Consider the following 16,721-nt stretch of genomic DNA (forward strand, 5'->3'; position numbering starts at 1 on the left):
ATTATCTCCTTATTTTTTATTCTCTTTGATTTTATCTGCTATTTCATTATAGAAATTTTTATCCATAAAATTATTGATGCTTAAATGTATTTTATTAGGCATTTTTTCTTTAGCTAAATTAGTCAATGATTTTTGAGTGATGATTATATCAGCACTGTCATCTAAATTAGAAATTGCAGAGTTCACTATAGTTATAGAATCCAAACCTTTTTCTTTTGCTATCTTTTTAAGAACAGTAGCTCCCATAGCACTTGAACCCATACCAGCATCGCATGCTACAACTATCTTTTTTATTTCTACTTTTTTTATTGCATCTTCAAAACTAATTTCTGATACTTCTACAGTATTATTATTTTTATCTGAAATATTACCAGAAGTTTTATTAGACTTGCTTTTTTCTATTGCTTCTTCTAAATCTTCTTCAGGAGCTCTTTTTACAAATATTGAAGCAATTAAAAAAGTTACAACAGTTGCAACTACTACACTTGATATTGTAGCCAAAAAACCGCCTTTAGGAGTTACAGCTAACATTGCTATTATAGAACCAGGAGCAGGCACAGCTATTAATCCTCCTTTAAGTATCAAAGTAGTTAAAACTCCGCTCATACCTCCTACAATCAATGCCAAAATTAATACAGGATTCATCAATATATAAGGGAAATATATTTCATGTATTCCTCCAAAGAAATGTATAATAGCAGCTCCAGGTGCTGTTGCTTTAGAACGTCCTTTACCAAATAAAGTATATGCTAATAATACTCCTAAACCAGGTCCAGGATTAGTTTCTATTGTGAAGAATATTGATTTACCAGATTCTGCAACCTGCTGTATTCCTATAGGTGAGAAAACTCCATGATTTATAGCGTTATTCAAGAAAAATACTTTAGCAGGCTCTACTAATATTGAAACTAAAGGCAATAATTTTAAATCTACCAATACTTGTACCCCAGATGATAAAGCATTGCTTATAGTTTCTACAACAGGACCTATAATGAATAATGAAATAATAGCTAAAATCATGCCTAGTATTCCAGCAGAAAAGTTATTAATTAGCATTTCAAAACCAGTAGGTATTTTAGGTGTGATCAATTCATCCAATTTTTTTATAAGAAATGCACCTAATGGTCCGGTTATCATAGCTCCTAAAAACATAGGTATATTTGAACCTACTATAACACCTGCTGCCATTATACTTCCTACAACTCCTCCCCTATGTCCGTAAACCATATTTCCGCCTGAATATGCTATAAGTATAGGAAGCAAATATGTAAGCATAGGTGAAACTAAACCATTTAATGTTTCATTCGGAAACCATCCTGTAGGAATAAATAATGCTGTTATCAATCCCCAAGCAATAAAGGCTGCAATATTGGGCTGTACCATATTGCTTAGATACCTTCCAAATTTTTGTATTTTATCTAACTTCATAATAAAAATCTCCTTGAAATTTAAGTACTATTATTATATATTATAACATACTTTTATATATTGTAAAACTATTACTACTTTAATTACTAAATATTAATTTTTTTTATATTTTTAAGGAATATTATATGTGTATTATAAAACCTAAAGCAATAATATTTGATTTTGATGGAACATTAGTGAATAGCGAAAGCATATACACAAAATCATTGATAGAAACTGCTGGCAGAATGAATGTACTTAAAGATGTAGATTTTGAATCTATGGCTGGAATGCAGACAAATGATATATGGAATATTCTAAAAAATAAGGGATATTATGTTCCTGATAATTTTTTTAGTGAAACAGAAAAATATTTTCATAAATTACTTGAAACTGATTTGAATGTATTTGACGGAGTTATGGAAACTTTGGAGAGATTTAAAGATTTAGATATGGTTATAGCTTCTAATAGTAATATTAATTATGTAAAAAAATATTCTGATATAAAAGGAATATCTAAATATATTAAAGGCTATTCATGCTTTAATGATAAATTAAAAGCTAAGCCAGAACCTGATTTATTTCTATATGCCTTTGAACTTCTTAAGGAATATAATAATAATTTGAAAAAAGATGATGTTATAATATTTGAAGATAGTTTAGCTGGAATTGAAGCTTCTCAAAAATCAGGAATTAAATCTATAGCAATTACTAACAGCTACAATGAAGAAGAGCTTATAGAAAAAGGGGCTTATATAGTTGTAGATAAAATAAATGATGTCTTCAATTATATAGAATCATAACTTTATAAATATCAATTTTCTAAATAATCAAAAAATATTATTGTTAAAATTGATATTTAATATATGATAAAAATATTAATTATAACTAAGGATTTTATTATGTTAAAAGAAATGTTAAATGGCAAAATACAAATTGCAGATAGTATAAAAGATTGGCAGGAAGCCTTAAGAGCAGCAGCAAAACCCCTTTTAGATGCTGGAAATATAGAAGCTAGATATGTGGATTCTATTATAGAAAATGTAAAGAAAAACGGTCCTTATATAGTTTTGACTGACGGAGTTGCTATGCCGCATTCAAGGCCTGAAGAGGGTGTTATAAAAAAAGGAATGAGCTTATTAAAAGTTAAAAAAGGAGTTGATTTTTATCAAACAGAAAAGAAAGTTTATTTGTTTTTTACATTGGCTGCAGAAGATTCAGACAGCCATCAAGATGCAATAGCAGATTTGGCAGATGTTCTTGGAGATGATGACTTACTAAAAAAAATAATAGAGGAAGATTTATCTGAAGAGCAAATATTAAATTTATTTAATTGATTTATAATTAATAAAAGGTGCTTCATTATTAATGAAGCACCTTTTTATTTTAATCAATATATCAAAATATAAAAAATTACATCTCTGATATATATTTATACATAGGGAATTTTTTGCATAAAGCATCAACTTTCTTAGCAACGGAAGCTATAACTTTTTCATTGTCGCTATTGCTTAAAACCTCATCTATATACTGAGTAAGTTCCATAACTTCCTTCTCTTTTAAACCTCTTGTAGTAATAGCAGGAGTACCAAGTCTTATACCGCTTGTAACCATTGGAGATTCTGTATCATAAGGTATGCCGTTTTTATTTATGGTGATATGTGCTTTATCTAAAACTGTTTCAGCAATTTGTCCAGTTATACCTTTGGATTTTTTTACATCAACTAATATCAAATGCGTATCAGTACCTCCTGAAATAAGTTCATATCCTTTAGATAAAAACATATTAGCCATAGCATCAGCATTCTTTAAAACCTGCTCCTGATATTTTACAAATTTAGGGTCTAATGCCTCTTTAAAACATACAGCCTTAGCAGCTATAACATGCATTAAAGGTCCGCCTTGTATACCTGGGAATATTGTTTTATCAACTTTTTTAGCAAGCTCTTCCTCTGTAGAAATAATATATCCGCCTCTAGGTCCTCTCAAAGTTTTATGTGTAGTTCCAGTAACAAAATGAGCATATTCAACAGGATTAGGATGAAGCCCTGCAGCAACAAGTCCTGCAATATGTGCCATATCTACAAGTAAGTATGCACCTACTTCATCAGCTATCTCTCTGAACCTTTTGAAATCAATAACTCTAGGATAAGCACTTCCGCCTGTTACTATTAATTTAGGTTTATGCTGCAATGCCAAATCTCTAACTTCATTATAATCTATCTGCATTGTTTCTCTATTTACATTATAATGCTTAAAATCATATATTTTACCAGAAAAATTGACATTTTTACCATGTGTTAAATGTCCGCCTGCATCAAGTGATAATCCCAAACAAGTATCCCCCGGCTGAAGTATTGACATATAAACACCCATATTAGCCTGAGAACCAGAATGAGGCTGAACATTAATAAATGGTGCTTTAAATAATTTTTTTGCTCTTTCTCTAGCTAAATTCTCAACAACATCCACAGCACTGCATCCGCCGTAATATCTTTTTGATGGATAGCCTTCTGCATATTTGTTTGTGAATATAGACCCTTGAGCCTCCATTACAGCACGTGAAACTATATTCTCACTAGCTATAAGTTCAAATCCGCCTACCTCTCTCTTATACTCACTTTTCATAGCAGCAAATATTTCTTTATCAGCAGTTTTAAGCGGAACTTCTGATACATAATATTTAGGAGCAGCTACTTTCTTTTCTGCTGTTTTTACTGCTTTTTTAGTATTAGTAATTTTTTTAGCAGCAGTAGTTTTTTTAGCAGAAGCACTTTTTTTAGCAGATTTTGATGAACTTTTATCTGCTGGTTTTTTCTTAGATATGGGCATGTTTCCTCCAATGAAATTTTTATATGCAGTAATGATATATTAATATAATTTTTTTTTCAATTATTAAATATACCTATATACTCTTTTTTAATAAAAAATAATTCCAGCTATTGATTTTTTTTATTTAAATGTTAGAATATACTAACAAATTAGATGATATAACTAACTTTTATAAAGGGTTTATAAAATGAAATATATAATAATCATATCAATGATAATAACAAATACATTATACTCATATAATTCAAAAGAAATTAATAGCTTTTATAATAACTATTATTCTTCAAACTATAGAATAAAATCAATAGAAAATAACAATTCTCAAACATATAAAAATATATATGCCTTAATAAAATCAAAAGGTATAGAAGATGAAAAAGAAAAATACAATTATTTAAAAGAGATAATAAATCAAAATGAAGACTATATAAAATCTGATGATACAGACTATTTAATAAGCGTATCTGAATTATTAAATTATATAGTTTATTATTGTAAATTACCTGAAAAAATTTCTTTTGGTTCAAAAAGTAAAGAAATATATAAAAAAATTTTAGAAATAGATAATAGTAATTTCTTCGCTCTTCTTGGCACAGCCATAGGATATATGCATGCCCCAGCTATAGCAGGTGGAAGCAATAAAAAGGCTTTTGAATATTTTAACAAGGCTTTAAATAATGCTGAAGAAAGATACCAAAAATATTTATCTTATGTTTGGCTTTCTCAGTATTATTTCAAAATAAAGGATAATGAAAATTATAATAAATATATTGATATGAGTAAAAGAATATATCCTAATGGAAAATTCCTTGAAGAAGCTGTAAAAAGAAATAATGAATATAAGAAACCTTTATAAGAAGAATATATTTACAAAGTGAAAATAAAAAATATTAAGTAAGGAGGAAATAAGTATGGAATAATAAAACATATAAAAAATAATAAACAGTTTGATAATAAAAAATGAATAATAAAAAATAATAGTGTTTAGGCGGATACAAAGTTGTTGAGAAGTTATAAACAAAAATATTTGAGGATAAAAAAATGAAACGTTTATATTATATTTTAACAGCTTTAATAATAAGTGCTTATAGTGTGTTTGGATATACAATATTAGAAGATTTTAATGATTTTCTAGTTGATGAAAACCAGCTCACTATAAGGCTTGACAGATTCGGAGTTTTGGCAGGAACAGAAAATTTGAGATTTATGGTAGGAGTTGAAGGAGAAACTGCTGGAGTATTAATTGATAATTTAGATAATGGAGTTAAGGGAGGTGTTAATACATTCAGACCTGCTGCTACAGCTGGATTTGGATATAAAACAGATAGTTTTGGCATAGGATTTGGATATCAATTTAAATATATATCTGGAACTTGGCATGCACATACTCCTATAATAACAGCAACTGCTTTAAATGATAATTTAAGAATCAACATACCTGTTACAATAGGAGTTGGAATGGGAGGAGTTAATGACGGAGATATGGCTGTTTCAACTGATATAAGGGTAGAATATTATACGGGCAATGATATATTCAGCAGAATAAGGGTTAATTTGCAATACGGCATGTACTCAATGAAAGCAAATGACAGCAGAGTTTATAGTATGTCTTCGGCACCTGTTGTCCCTGGTCATAATACTACATTCGGATTTCCTGATGATACTCAGGCACATTCTATAGGTATAGATGTAAGAGGATATTTTATAGCAGCAACAGACCCTATATTGATAGAGCCTCAAATAAGATTAATATACAAAGCTTCATTAAAAGATTTTGGAGGTCCTTCATATACTATAAGTGGTCAAACTGGATCAAGCGGATTTGGTTTTTATCAAGTGGATGCTTCTTCTCCTATTGGAGCTATTGGTGCATATAATCCATCTTCTCATAATTTACCTCTTGAAACAGGGGGAACTATAACAATAGGAGAAACTGATTATTATATTACAAAACCTCAATTTATAGGCTTATCTGTTCCAGTCGGATTTACTGCTGAGAGTGAGTTTATTACTCTATATTTAGAACCTGCCGTATCATTTTCTATGATTACTGGAGGAGTTAATGCTGGAATAGCAAGTATGAAGCCTGTAAGAATACCGCCTGTATTTTATTCGCTTGGATATTTAGTTTACGGAGAATTATATATTACTCCTATGCCTAATTTGGAATGGTATTTTGAAGCTCAGGTTGGAGGTGCCACTACCGTTGATAATATAGGAAACAGTTCTGACAGCGGACTTGTGTTTAATGGAAGTACAGGAATTACTTATAGATTTTAATTTGCTAAATTATTGATTTGGGATAGATTATTGGGTGTCATTAAAATAATGATGCCCAATAGAATATAAATAATATTTAAAGGCTTACAAATGATTAATTCTTATGAAATAAGTAAAGAATATAAATTACAAAATAAAAGGGAACATGAAAAGAAATCTATTCTTTATATGATAAGAATATACTGCAGACATAATCATAAAGAATATCATAAAACTTATTATAAGACATTTGGAAGCAGAGATATTTGTAAAGAATGCGAAGAGATATATAATTATGCTGTTTTAAGAATAGATAAATGCAGGTATATGGAGCATAAAACTTTCTGCAGTGCATGCCCTACTCCATGCTATAGAAAAGATATGAGAGAAAAAATAAAAAATATTATGTCTTTTTCTGGAAAAAGAATGCTTTTTCATAATCCCCCTATAGCATTAAAACATATATTTGTTATGATAAAGCATAATTTAAATAAAAATAAAAAATTAGATTTTAAAGGTATTATATGAGAATATTATTTATAAGTTTAGGTTTTATATTTGTAGGAATAGGAGTTGTAGGAATATTTGTTCCTATTTTACCTACTACGCCTTTTCTTTTGCTTGCTTCTTTCTTTTTTGCAAAAGGCTCTAAAAAGTTTCATGATTGGTTTATATCTACAAAACTTTATAAAAAGCATTTAGAGAGTTTTGTTAATTCAAGAGCTATGACTTTAAAATCTAAACTAAGCATACTTCTTCCTGTAAGTGCTATGCTTATAATTACATTTATTTTTGTAAATAACTTGCATGCTAGAATCGTACTTATAATACTCTTTATTGCAAAATATTTATATTTCTTTACTCAAATAAAAACTATAAAAGATGAAAAAGAAATTAATGAACTTCAAAAAACTGATAATAATTAATTGATTGATTCTTTTTTAATCATACCCTATTTTTTCAGGAGATAATAATGAAAATATTAAAATATATTTTTATGTTAAATACTGTTATTTTTTATTTATCTGCATACGTTTATGCTGAGGAAGACACAGAAAAAAAAGGTTTTCAGTCTGTGTTAGATAATAGATTTTTTTCTATAGGATTATTCAGCAGTTCTGATTCTATTAAAACAACCGTTAATATAGAATTTGGTTTTAAAATTATGAAATATAATAATTTTCAAATTAAAAGCTACACTGCAATAACAGGCTCTAAAATATATGATGACAGTCCTCAAATGTATCAGTTAGGACTTATGCAGAAATTCACTTTTGGAAATAATGATGAATATGTAGGAAAGGTAACTATATCAAGATATGGTTTTGCATTTGCAAGTTTCGGATTTTTATCATTTGATGCTGACAGAAGCGGTAAATTTTTATTTTCCTCACCTTTTTATTGGGAAGTAGGAGGAGGGGCAGGATTTAATATAAATGTAAGCAAACATGTAGGTATAGTATTGGAGTTCGGAGGAGGGCTTCATTTAGTACCTAATGGAAAAGAACTTGGATACCCTGAAAAAATTAATAAGGCTGGTTTTGGAAGAATAAGTGTAGGAGGCAGATATTATTTTTAAGCAATAATGCGTTTTTTCCTTCTCCTAAGACTATGAGTTAACTGTTTATATAATATAAACAGTTAACTATTTATTTAATTTTTGTATTGACAAATAATAATAAATGTACTATACTGAACAATGTTCATTAATTGATTCATTTTTTTATTTAAAATAATGAACAATGTTCAATTTATAGGGTTTATTTTTATGAATAATGCTGTAACTTCAAAAGAGGATATATTAAAAGCAAGCAGAGAATTGATAAGAAAAAAAGGACTTAATTCTATTAATATGCGTTCTGTTGCTGATGAAGCTAATATAGCTGTAGGTTCTATATACAATTATTTCAAATCAAAAGAAGAGTTAACTATTGCTGTAATAGTAAGCGTGTGGTTTGATATATTTCATCCGTCAAATGTTTGTATAGAATCTGATAATTTTATTGACAGCATTGATTCAATTTTTAAAAGTTTGGAGAAAGGAAATAAAAAATATCCGAATTTCTTAACTGCACATTCCACAATAATGTTTAAGAAAAACAAAGATAAAAGTTTGAATGCAATGAAAAAAATGATAGAACATATAAAAGAAAGTTTATATAAAACACTAATGAAAGATAAAAAAGTTAGAACAGATGCTTTTAATAAAGATTTCACTCATAATAAATTTATAGATGTAATATTCTCATTTATTATGAGTGCCATTATAAATTCAAATTATGATAGTTCTTCTATAAAAGAAATTATTAAAAGAACTATTTATTAATATAAAAATTAAATATAAAGGAAAAAGTTTTATGATTAATAAAAGGCTTATTGCTTTGATGGGAGATGCCAAAAAATATATAGCTTGGCATGTTATAATACAGCTTGTTAATCTGGCACTTAATATAACAGCCGTATTTTTTATGGCTGATATTATACAAAAGGCTTCTAATGGTAATATAATAAAAGAAGATATTATAAAATTATGTATTGCTATTTTTGTAATAATAGTATTAAGATTCAGATTTACTGTTTTAATGTCAAAAATGTCGTGTCATGCTTCAGGCAGAGTTAAGCAGACTTTAAGAGAGAAAATATATTCAAAACTCCTAACACTCGGAAGCAGATACAAAGAAAAATTTTCTACAAGCGAAATAGTGCAAATATCTATGGAAGGAGTTGACCAGCTAGAAACTTATTTTGGAAGATATTTGCCTCAATTTTTTTACAGCATGATAGCTCCTATAGTTCTTTTTGCTGTGCTTTCTACTATAAGCATAAAATCAGCTGTTATACTTTTAATATGCGTTCCTCTTATACCTATATCAATAGTTGCTATAGTAAAAATTGCTAAAAGAATATTAAAAAAATATTGGGGAAGCTACAGCGATTTGGGAGAGATATTTTTAGAAGATGTACAGGGACTTACTACTTTAAAAATATATAAAGCTGATGAAAAGAAGAATGAAGAGATGAATACAGAGGCTGAAAAGTTTAGAATTGCCACTATGAATCTTTTATTTATGCAGCTTAATTCTACAACTATAATGGATATAATAGCTTATGGCGGTGCTGCTTTGGGAGTAATAATTTCTGTGCTTGAATATATGAAAGGCAATATTAATCTTTCAGGCACATTTACTATAATAATGCTTTCTGCCGAGTTTTTTATTCCATTAAGACTTTTAGGCTCATTCTTTCATATTGCTATGAATGGAATATCTGCAAGCGATAAGATGTTTGAAATACTTGATATGAAAGATGATGATAAAAGAGTAAATAAAATAAATAAAAATAATGAAGAGATTACTTTTAAAGATGTTAGTTTTGCATACAATGAAGATAAAACTATATTAAAAGATATTAATATGACTATAAAAGAAAAATCATTTGTTTCTATAGTGGGCGTTTCAGGTTCTGGAAAAAGCACTATTGCAGGGCTTATATCGCTTAGAAATGAAAATTATAAAGGCTCTATTAAGATTGGAGATATAGAAATTTCCACAATAGATAAGAATGATTTATACAAAAAAATAGTTGTAGTGGATCATAACAGCTATTTATTTGAAGGTACTGTATATGATAATTTAAAAATGGCAGGAGATAATATAACAGAAAATCAGATGAATGAAGTATTAAAAAAAGTTGAGCTTTATGATTTTTTACAGTCTGAAGAGGGACTTAATACTAAGATAATGGAGAAGGCTGCCAACTTATCAGGAGGACAGAAACAGAGATTGGCATTAGCAAGAGCTATACTTCTTAAAGGCGACATATATATATTTGATGAGGCTACTTCTAATGTTGATGTTGAAAGCGAAGAGAGTATTATGAAAGTGATAAGAGATATCGCTAAAGAAAAAACTGTTATATTAATATCACATAGACTTTATAACTCTATTCTTTCAGATAAAATATACTTCTTAAAAGACGGAGTTATAAAAGAGGAAGGTACACATAATGAGTTAATGAATATAAATGGAGAGTATGCTAAAGTTTTTAATGAGCAGACTAATTTAGAGAGTATAACAAAAGGAGATAGTTTAAGAATAGCTATATAAAATAAATATTTACTTAAAATTTTTAAATTTGTAATTTTTTTTATTGTTCTTTTTCCCGCCGCAAAAAGAACCAAAAAGTGCAAGCATAAAAATAATACTAAATAGTACTAATTTGTGTTTTACATGTTGTATAAATTGTATGTTTAAGCTAGAAAATGCAGTCCTTCGCGACTGCGGGCTGTGCCTACTTCTTTGGGTCACCAAAAGAAGTGGGGGGTTGGGGCTAGTCCCCACAAATATAAATAAAGGAGTTTATAAAATGAGAAGAAGCGGTATAAGAATTATGGCGGAATTAATCGGCTTAATAACTCCGCTTATACATGTTATGATACTTGCAATAACCACAGGAGTTTTAGGTTTTTTATGTGCAATATCAATAACTATATTCGGAGGATATGCCATATTAACATATTTAGGATTAAATAATTTATTTACGGTAAAAACAATATTTATAATAGTGTTAGTACTTGCTGTTTTAAGAGGAGTACTTCACTATATAGAACAGCTTAGCAATCACTTTATAGCTTTTAAACTGCTTGCTTTAATAAGAGATAAAGTTTTTAAGGCTTTAAGAAAATTATCACCTGCCAAACTAGAAGGAAGAGATAAAGGAAATTTAATAGCACTTATTACAAGCGATATTGAGCTTCTTGAAGTATTCTATGCACATACTATTTCTCCTATAGCAATAGGAGTATTAACTTCAATTATTATGACAATTTTTATAGGAAGTTTTAATATTGTATTAGGAGCTATAGCATTACTTGGATATATTACAATAGGCTTTATAATACCTTATTTTTCATTAAAGTTTGGTAAAAATGACGGAATGTCTTACAGAGATGATTTTGGTAAATTAAACAGTTACTTTCTTGATAGTTTATGGGGGATAAAAGAGGTACTGCAATTCGGATACGGAGAGAAAAGAGCAAAAAATATAGAAACAAAAACTGACAGCTTAATGCATATCAATGAAAAGCTAAAAAAATATGAAGGCTTTATATCAGGTATTACAACTTCTGCTGTAACATTATTTACATTTGCTGTACTTGTTGTGAGCATTATACTATCAAAAGATATAAAAAATAATTTTGCTAATATTATAATACCTACTATAGCAATGGCAAGCTCATTCGGACCTGTTATAGCACTAAGTAATTTATCAAATAATTTGTTTATGACTTTAGCAAGCGGAGAGAGAGTGTTAAACTTGCTTAAAGAAAAACCTATTATTGAAGAAGTTCATAATGGAGAGAAAGATTTAGAGTTTAAAGGTTTAGAATGTAAAGACATATATTTTGACTATGAAGGCGAAGAGATATTAAATGATTATAATTTGCAAATAGAGCCTAATAAGATAATAGGAATAAGCGGAAAAAGCGGAAGCGGAAAATCTACACTTTTAAAACTATTCATGCGTTTTTGGGATATCAAAAAAGGAAGCCTCAAAATATCTGATGCAAATATAAAAGATATAAATACAGATTCTCTTCGCGATATGGAAAGCTATGTAACACAGGAAACTTCTATTTTTAAAGACACAATAGAAAATAATATAAAAATAGCGAATCAAAATGCATCGAGAGAAGAAGTTATAGAAGCATGCAAAAAAGCCTCGCTTCATGATTTTATTATGACCTTGCCAAAAGGATATGATACTAATGTAGGAGAGCTTGGAGATACTTTATCAGGCGGAGAGAAACAGCGTATAGGAATAGCTAGAAGTTTTTTGCATAATGCACCTTTTATACTTCTTGATGAACCTACAAGTAATTTGGACAGTTTAAATGAGGCTGTTATATTAAAATCAATAAAAGAAAATAGTAAAGATAAAACTATTGTATTAGTGTCGCATAGACTTTCTACACTTAATATAGCAGATAAAGTTTATAAGATGAAAACTGACAGAGTAAGCTGAAAATTCATATAAAAGCCAAAATAATAATAGAAAAAGTTTAAAAAAGAAGCATGCATATTTTATATATACATGCTTCTCTATTTTTATAATGCGTATAAATTAATTTTCTCTTTTTTTCATTTTTCTCATTACTATTATAATAACGCAAAGAAGTACTATAACTCCCAAAGCAACAGGGATAACCCATCCTTTATATGTAGAATCATTAGAAAGTATTTCATTCCATAAATCTTCCATTAATATATTAGTTTCATCAGGTAAAGTTATGTAAACTTCACAATTATCTAAAGTTACTTGATCAGGATATATTATTTTATTATTTCTAGTTGCTGAACTCATTATAGCAATAGCTCCGTCATTAGGAGAAGCATAATTAATATATTCTATATTTGCTAATGCTATTTCAGGTTCGCATAAGAAATTAATATACATTTCACCCAATTCAGGAGAACCAGAACTAGAAGGTATACATATAGAATCTACAAATAAGTTAGCACCTTTTTTAGGTATAACAAAATTTAAATCATGATTGCTTTCCATCATAGATAAAGAATCTCCAGCATAATAAACTCCAAGTGCTGCCTCGCCTGCTTCCATTTTGTCATATATTTCATCCATTACATAAGACTGCACTAATGGTTTTTGCTCTTTTAATATTCTTGCACATTCTCTTAATTCTGTTTCATTAGTGGTATTTAAAGAATAACCTAAATATGCCTGAGCTATACCAAAAGCATCTCTAGGGTTATAATACATAAGTATCTGACCCTTATATTTTTTATCAAAAAGTATTTTCCAATCTATTTCTTCTTCGTTTTCTGATACTAACTGTCTGTTATAAACTATACCAGTTACTCCCCAAGTATAAGCTACAGAATACTCTCCTGTAGGATCAAATGGAAGTTTAACGAATCTTTTAGCTATATTTGTGTGAGCAGGGATATTATTATAATTTAATTTTTGAACTAGATTTTCTTTAATCAATTTTTCTATCATATAATCAGAAGGTATAATAACATCGTATTGAATTCCGCCTACTTTTAATTTAACATATAATTCCTCATTTGAGGCAAAAGTAGAATAATTAACTTTTATACCTGTAAGTTCTTCAAAAGTCTTATTCACATCAAGCGAACCGTCAGAACCGTCAGATATATATTCTCCCCAGTTATAAACATTAACTGATAAATTTTGCCCTTTAAACTTATGATAATAGTTAGTGTCAAAATTGCTGAGATCAACTGTTTGTGCACTTGCCGATACAGCAATTAACATTAAAACGGCAAAAAATTTTTTTTTCATTGTTACTCTCCTTATAAATATTTATTTTTTTATTTTAATTATTTATGTATTTTTCTTTTAAGCTGCATCAAATATTTTTCTTTCTTTATCTCTTTTAAATTCATAATAACTAAACTTATAAGCACAACTATGAATATAACCGTAGATATAGCATTAATCTCAGGGCTTACTCTTTTTCTAGTCATAGAATAAATTGTTATAGGCAAAGTCTGAGAGGTAATACCAGAAGTAAAATAGCTAACAACAAAATCATCCAATGAATAAGTCAAAGCCATTAGAAAACCAGCAAGTATGCCCGGAAGTATATCAGGTATAACAACCTTCCAAAAAGCCATTGAAGGAGTGCATCCTAAATCCAAAGCAGCCTCATATAAACTGTTATCCTGCTGTCTTAATTTTGGTAAAACATTTAATATAACATAAGGTACATTAAAAGTTATATGTGCTAAAATCAAAGTTGTAAATCCGAATTTTAATTTCATTATAACAAACAAAAGCATTAATGATATTCCTGTTACAATTTCAGGATTGATTATAGATATATAGGTAACACCCATTATGGCACTTTTCATTTTTTTATTGAAACCATTAATTCCTATAGCAGCCATAGTACCAAGAACAGTAGCAAGTACGGATGATATAGAAGCTACTATTATTGTATTAACAAATGAACTTAATATTAAATCATTAGAAAATAATTCTCTATACCAATTTAGAGTAAAGCCTGTAAATACTCCGCGTCCTCTAGCTTTATTGAATGAAAAGAAAATTAGTATTGCTATAGGAGCATATAAAAATAAAAATATAAAAGCAATATAGCTTCTTGAAAGAATCTTTTTTATCATAACGGCATATCCTTATAAAAACATACCCTTAACATCTTCATCTTCTTCATCTATCTGCTGCATAAGCATAATAGCACATAGAGATATAACGATTAATACTAAACTTATAGCAGAACCCAAATTAGGATTATAAGACATTCCTAAAAACTGCATCTCTATTAAATCGCCTATAAGTATATTAGAACCGCCTCCAAGCATACGTGAAATTACAAATGTACTTACTGCAGCCACAAATACCATTGTAACTCCTGCAGCCATACCAGGCAAACTTAATGGGAATATCACTTTAGTAAATACATTAAAAGAATTAGCTCCTAAATCCTGAGAAGCCTCTATCAAACTATTATGTATCTTTGTCATAACTGAATAAAGAGGAAGTATCATAAAAGGCAAATAATTATAAACCATACCTATTAGAACAGCTGCCTGAGTATTTATAAGTTTTACAGGAGAAAGTCCCATAAAAAGAAAAGCTCTATTTATGAGTCCGTTATTCTCAAGTATGCTCATCCAAGCATAAGTTCTAAGAAGGAAGTTCATCCACATAGGAAGCATTACAAGCATTATAAGTGCATGCTGAATAGTCTTTTCCTGTCTTGATATATAATATGATAAAGGATAAGCCAATATCAGGCATATAACAGTAGAAACAGCAGCCAGTACAACAGAACGTACTATAACAGGAGTGAACGATGTAACATTTGCAAAATTATCAAGAGTAAAATCGCCTTTCTGATTGGTAAATGCAAAATATATAACCAAAAAAAGAGGAACTAATACGAAAATTAATGTCCAAATTAAATAAGGTATTGCTGGTATCTTTGTCTTCATATCATCACCTCTTCTACAGTTTTTTTCATAATATGAATATTTTCTTTAGCTACATCTATGCCTATTTCAGTACCTGCCTCCCATTTATCTGTGGAATGTATTATCCATTTATAGCCATGTGCATCAAGTATCATTTCAAAATGCACTCCTTTAAATATAGCAGATTCAACTAAACCCGATATATTGGCATTTTCAGGAGGCACAACTATTATATCTTCAGGGCGTATTACTACATCAACCTTTTCTAATTTTTCAAATCCTTTATCAACACAGTCAAATATATATCCTGCAAACTCTACAACATAATCCTCATGCATTATACCGTCTATAATATTGCTTTCGCCTATAAAGTCAGCAATAAATGCATTTTTAGGTTCATTGTATATATCTTCAGGTGTTCCAAGCTGAAGTATCTCACCATCTTTCATAACAGCAACCGTATCACTCATAGTTAATGCTTCTTCTTGGTCATGTGTTACATAAACAAAAGTTATCTCTAATGACTGCTGAATCTTCTTTAACTCTATCTGCATTTCTTTTCTTAATTTTAAATCCAATGCCCCCAAAGGCTCATCAAGAAGAAGTACTCTAGGCTTATTAATCAATGCTCTTGCAATAGCAACTCTCTGCTGCTGACCTCCTGAAAGACTGTTTATATTTCTTCCGCCGTAATTTTCTAGGTTAACCATTTTAAGCATTTGATAAACTCTTTCTTTAATTTCTGATTTAGCAACCTTTTTTAAATTAAGTCCGAATGCAATATTCTCAAAAACATTTAAATGCGGAAACAATGCATATCTTTGAAAGACTGTATTAACTTCTCTTTTATACGGAGGAGTATCATTTATCATCTTTCCGTCAAATAAAACTTCACCAGAATCTGGCTTTATAAATCCTGCTATAGTTCTTAATATAGTAGTTTTTCCGCATCCTGAAGGACCTAAGAGAGTTAAAAATTCTTTATCTTTGATATCTAAATTAAGATTTTCAAGTATTGAGTTTTCATCGTAGGAAACATTGATGTTCTTTAAAGACACGATAATATTATCGTTCATAAAACGACCCCCTATGCGTATATTTGCAATAGCCTCCGTAAAATTACGTATATACATTTTAACGTATAAAACGCAGTTTACTCGTCGCTTACCCGCATAGGGTTTTTTTCGATCCAGCTAATAATAAGCCTTTCTTAGTCAACAGATACACCTGCAAAGAATATCC

At 29.1% G+C, this 16,721-nt stretch carries 16 protein-coding genes; 10 read left to right on the forward strand and 6 right to left on the reverse strand.

Translation table 11 applies throughout. The annotated features are described in order from the left end of the window. Positions 1 to 9: 9 nt before the first annotated feature. Positions 10 to 1,428, reverse strand: a complete 1,419-nt coding sequence (locus Q0J69_RS01615; protein WP_297203701.1) for a PTS mannitol transporter subunit IICBA — start codon at positions 1,426 to 1,428, stop codon at positions 10 to 12. A 125-nt stretch (positions 1,429 to 1,553) separates the two neighbouring features. On the opposite strand from Q0J69_RS01615, the gene Q0J69_RS01620 reads away from it, so the two are divergent. Together Q0J69_RS01620 and Q0J69_RS01625 are read left to right on the forward strand one after the other, a co-directional pair. Next, positions 1,554 to 2,210, forward strand: coding sequence for an HAD family phosphatase (locus Q0J69_RS01620; RefSeq protein WP_297203703.1), 657 nt, complete (start codon positions 1,554 to 1,556; stop codon positions 2,208 to 2,210). Between the two features lie 99 nt (positions 2,211 to 2,309). Further along, positions 2,310 to 2,744, forward strand: coding sequence for a PTS sugar transporter subunit IIA (locus Q0J69_RS01625; RefSeq protein ID WP_297203705.1), 435 nt, complete (start codon positions 2,310 to 2,312; stop codon positions 2,742 to 2,744). 76 nt (positions 2,745 to 2,820) lie between these two features. On the opposite strand, the gene glyA is transcribed toward Q0J69_RS01625, so the two are convergent. Next, positions 2,821 to 4,239 carry a serine hydroxymethyltransferase gene (gene glyA, locus Q0J69_RS01630; protein ID WP_297203707.1) on the reverse strand — a complete coding sequence of 473 codons (1,419 nt, stop codon included), beginning with the start codon at positions 4,237 to 4,239 and terminating at the stop codon, positions 2,821 to 2,823. A 187-nt stretch (positions 4,240 to 4,426) separates the two neighbouring features. On the opposite strand from glyA, the gene Q0J69_RS01635 reads away from it, so the two are divergent. From Q0J69_RS01635 to Q0J69_RS01670, 8 genes are all read left to right on the forward strand, one after another. After that, the gene (locus Q0J69_RS01635; RefSeq protein WP_297203709.1) at positions 4,427 to 5,095 is read left to right on the forward strand and encodes a hypothetical protein; all 669 of its coding nucleotides are present in this window, start codon (positions 4,427 to 4,429) and stop codon (positions 5,093 to 5,095) included. A 185-nt stretch (positions 5,096 to 5,280) separates the two neighbouring features. Next, complete coding sequence (locus Q0J69_RS01640) at positions 5,281 to 6,519, forward strand: variable surface protein VspJ (RefSeq protein ID WP_297203711.1); 1,239 nt, start codon at positions 5,281 to 5,283, stop codon at positions 6,517 to 6,519. A gap of 90 nt (positions 6,520 to 6,609) precedes the next feature. After that, positions 6,610 to 7,026, forward strand: coding sequence for a nitrous oxide-stimulated promoter family protein (locus Q0J69_RS01645; RefSeq protein ID WP_297203713.1), 417 nt, complete (start codon positions 6,610 to 6,612; stop codon positions 7,024 to 7,026). Beyond that, a complete protein-coding gene (locus Q0J69_RS01650; RefSeq protein WP_297203715.1) occupies positions 7,023 to 7,424 on the forward strand; it encodes a YbaN family protein in 402 nt (133 codons plus the stop codon). The genes Q0J69_RS01645 and Q0J69_RS01650 overlap by 4 nt, the downstream gene beginning before the upstream one ends. 47 nt (positions 7,425 to 7,471) lie before the next feature. Continuing rightward, positions 7,472 to 8,077, forward strand: coding sequence for a hypothetical protein (locus Q0J69_RS01655; RefSeq protein WP_297203717.1), 606 nt, complete (start codon positions 7,472 to 7,474; stop codon positions 8,075 to 8,077). Between the two features lie 189 nt (positions 8,078 to 8,266). Further along, positions 8,267 to 8,824 (forward strand): TetR/AcrR family transcriptional regulator, encoded by a 558-nt coding sequence (locus Q0J69_RS01660; protein WP_297203719.1) that lies wholly within the window; start codon positions 8,267 to 8,269, stop codon positions 8,822 to 8,824. Positions 8,825 to 8,855: 31 nt separating this feature from the next. Then, entirely contained in the window at positions 8,856 to 10,604 is a 1,749-nt protein-coding gene (locus Q0J69_RS01665) for an ABC transporter ATP-binding protein/permease (RefSeq protein ID WP_297203721.1), read from the forward strand. 259 nt (positions 10,605 to 10,863) lie between these two features. Continuing rightward, positions 10,864 to 12,522, forward strand: coding sequence for an ABC transporter ATP-binding protein (locus Q0J69_RS01670; RefSeq protein WP_297203723.1), 1,659 nt, complete (start codon positions 10,864 to 10,866; stop codon positions 12,520 to 12,522). Positions 12,523 to 12,621: 99 nt separating this feature from the next. Here the strand turns inward: Q0J69_RS01670 and Q0J69_RS01675 are convergent, their stop codons facing one another. From Q0J69_RS01675 to Q0J69_RS01690, 4 genes are read right to left on the reverse strand one after another with little or no spacing between them, the layout of a single operon-like run. Next, on the reverse strand, positions 12,622 to 13,824 hold the full coding sequence (locus Q0J69_RS01675; protein ID WP_297203725.1) for an ABC transporter substrate-binding protein: 1,203 nt from the start codon (positions 13,822 to 13,824) through the stop codon (positions 12,622 to 12,624). A 38-nt stretch (positions 13,825 to 13,862) separates the two neighbouring features. Next, the gene (locus Q0J69_RS01680) at positions 13,863 to 14,669 is read right to left on the reverse strand and encodes an ABC transporter permease (RefSeq protein WP_297203727.1); all 807 of its coding nucleotides are present in this window, start codon (positions 14,667 to 14,669) and stop codon (positions 13,863 to 13,865) included. A 12-nt stretch (positions 14,670 to 14,681) separates the two neighbouring features. Continuing rightward, positions 14,682 to 15,500, reverse strand: a complete 819-nt coding sequence (locus tag Q0J69_RS01685; protein ID WP_297203729.1) for an ABC transporter permease — start codon at positions 15,498 to 15,500, stop codon at positions 14,682 to 14,684. Continuing rightward, positions 15,497 to 16,555: an ABC transporter ATP-binding protein gene (locus Q0J69_RS01690; protein WP_297203731.1), complete on the reverse strand. Its 1,059-nt coding sequence runs from the start codon at positions 16,553 to 16,555 to the stop codon at positions 15,497 to 15,499. Before Q0J69_RS01690 ends, Q0J69_RS01685 begins: the two co-directional genes overlap by 4 nt. Positions 16,556 to 16,721: the final 166 nt, after the last annotated feature.

The organism is uncultured Brachyspira sp., from assembly GCF_944388875.1.
Lineage (GTDB): Bacteria > Spirochaetota > Brachyspiria > Brachyspirales > Brachyspiraceae > Brachyspira.

Coding starts and splice junctions, on each gene's coding strand:
- Q0J69_RS01615 (WP_297203701.1), bottom strand. CDS start 1,428: ATGAAGTTAGATAAAATACAAAAATTTGGAAGGTATCTAAGCAATATG.
- Q0J69_RS01620 (WP_297203703.1), top strand. CDS start 1,554: ATGTGTATTATAAAACCTAAAGCAATAATATTTGATTTTGATGGAACA.
- Q0J69_RS01625 (WP_297203705.1), top strand. CDS start 2,310: ATGTTAAAAGAAATGTTAAATGGCAAAATACAAATTGCAGATAGTATA.
- glyA (WP_297203707.1), bottom strand. CDS start 4,239: ATGCCCATATCTAAGAAAAAACCAGCAGATAAAAGTTCATCAAAATCT.
- Q0J69_RS01635 (WP_297203709.1), top strand. CDS start 4,427: ATGAAATATATAATAATCATATCAATGATAATAACAAATACATTATAC.
- Q0J69_RS01640 (WP_297203711.1), top strand. CDS start 5,281: ATGAAACGTTTATATTATATTTTAACAGCTTTAATAATAAGTGCTTAT.
- Q0J69_RS01645 (WP_297203713.1), top strand. CDS start 6,610: ATGATTAATTCTTATGAAATAAGTAAAGAATATAAATTACAAAATAAA.
- Q0J69_RS01650 (WP_297203715.1), top strand. CDS start 7,023: ATGAGAATATTATTTATAAGTTTAGGTTTTATATTTGTAGGAATAGGA.
- Q0J69_RS01655 (WP_297203717.1), top strand. CDS start 7,472: ATGAAAATATTAAAATATATTTTTATGTTAAATACTGTTATTTTTTAT.
- Q0J69_RS01660 (WP_297203719.1), top strand. CDS start 8,267: ATGAATAATGCTGTAACTTCAAAAGAGGATATATTAAAAGCAAGCAGA.
- Q0J69_RS01665 (WP_297203721.1), top strand. CDS start 8,856: ATGATTAATAAAAGGCTTATTGCTTTGATGGGAGATGCCAAAAAATAT.
- Q0J69_RS01670 (WP_297203723.1), top strand. CDS start 10,864: ATGAGAAGAAGCGGTATAAGAATTATGGCGGAATTAATCGGCTTAATA.
- Q0J69_RS01675 (WP_297203725.1), bottom strand. CDS start 13,824: ATGAAAAAAAAATTTTTTGCCGTTTTAATGTTAATTGCTGTATCGGCA.
- Q0J69_RS01680 (WP_297203727.1), bottom strand. CDS start 14,669: ATGATAAAAAAGATTCTTTCAAGAAGCTATATTGCTTTTATATTTTTA.
- Q0J69_RS01685 (WP_297203729.1), bottom strand. CDS start 15,500: ATGAAGACAAAGATACCAGCAATACCTTATTTAATTTGGACATTAATT.
- Q0J69_RS01690 (WP_297203731.1), bottom strand. CDS start 16,555: ATGAACGATAATATTATCGTGTCTTTAAAGAACATCAATGTTTCCTAC.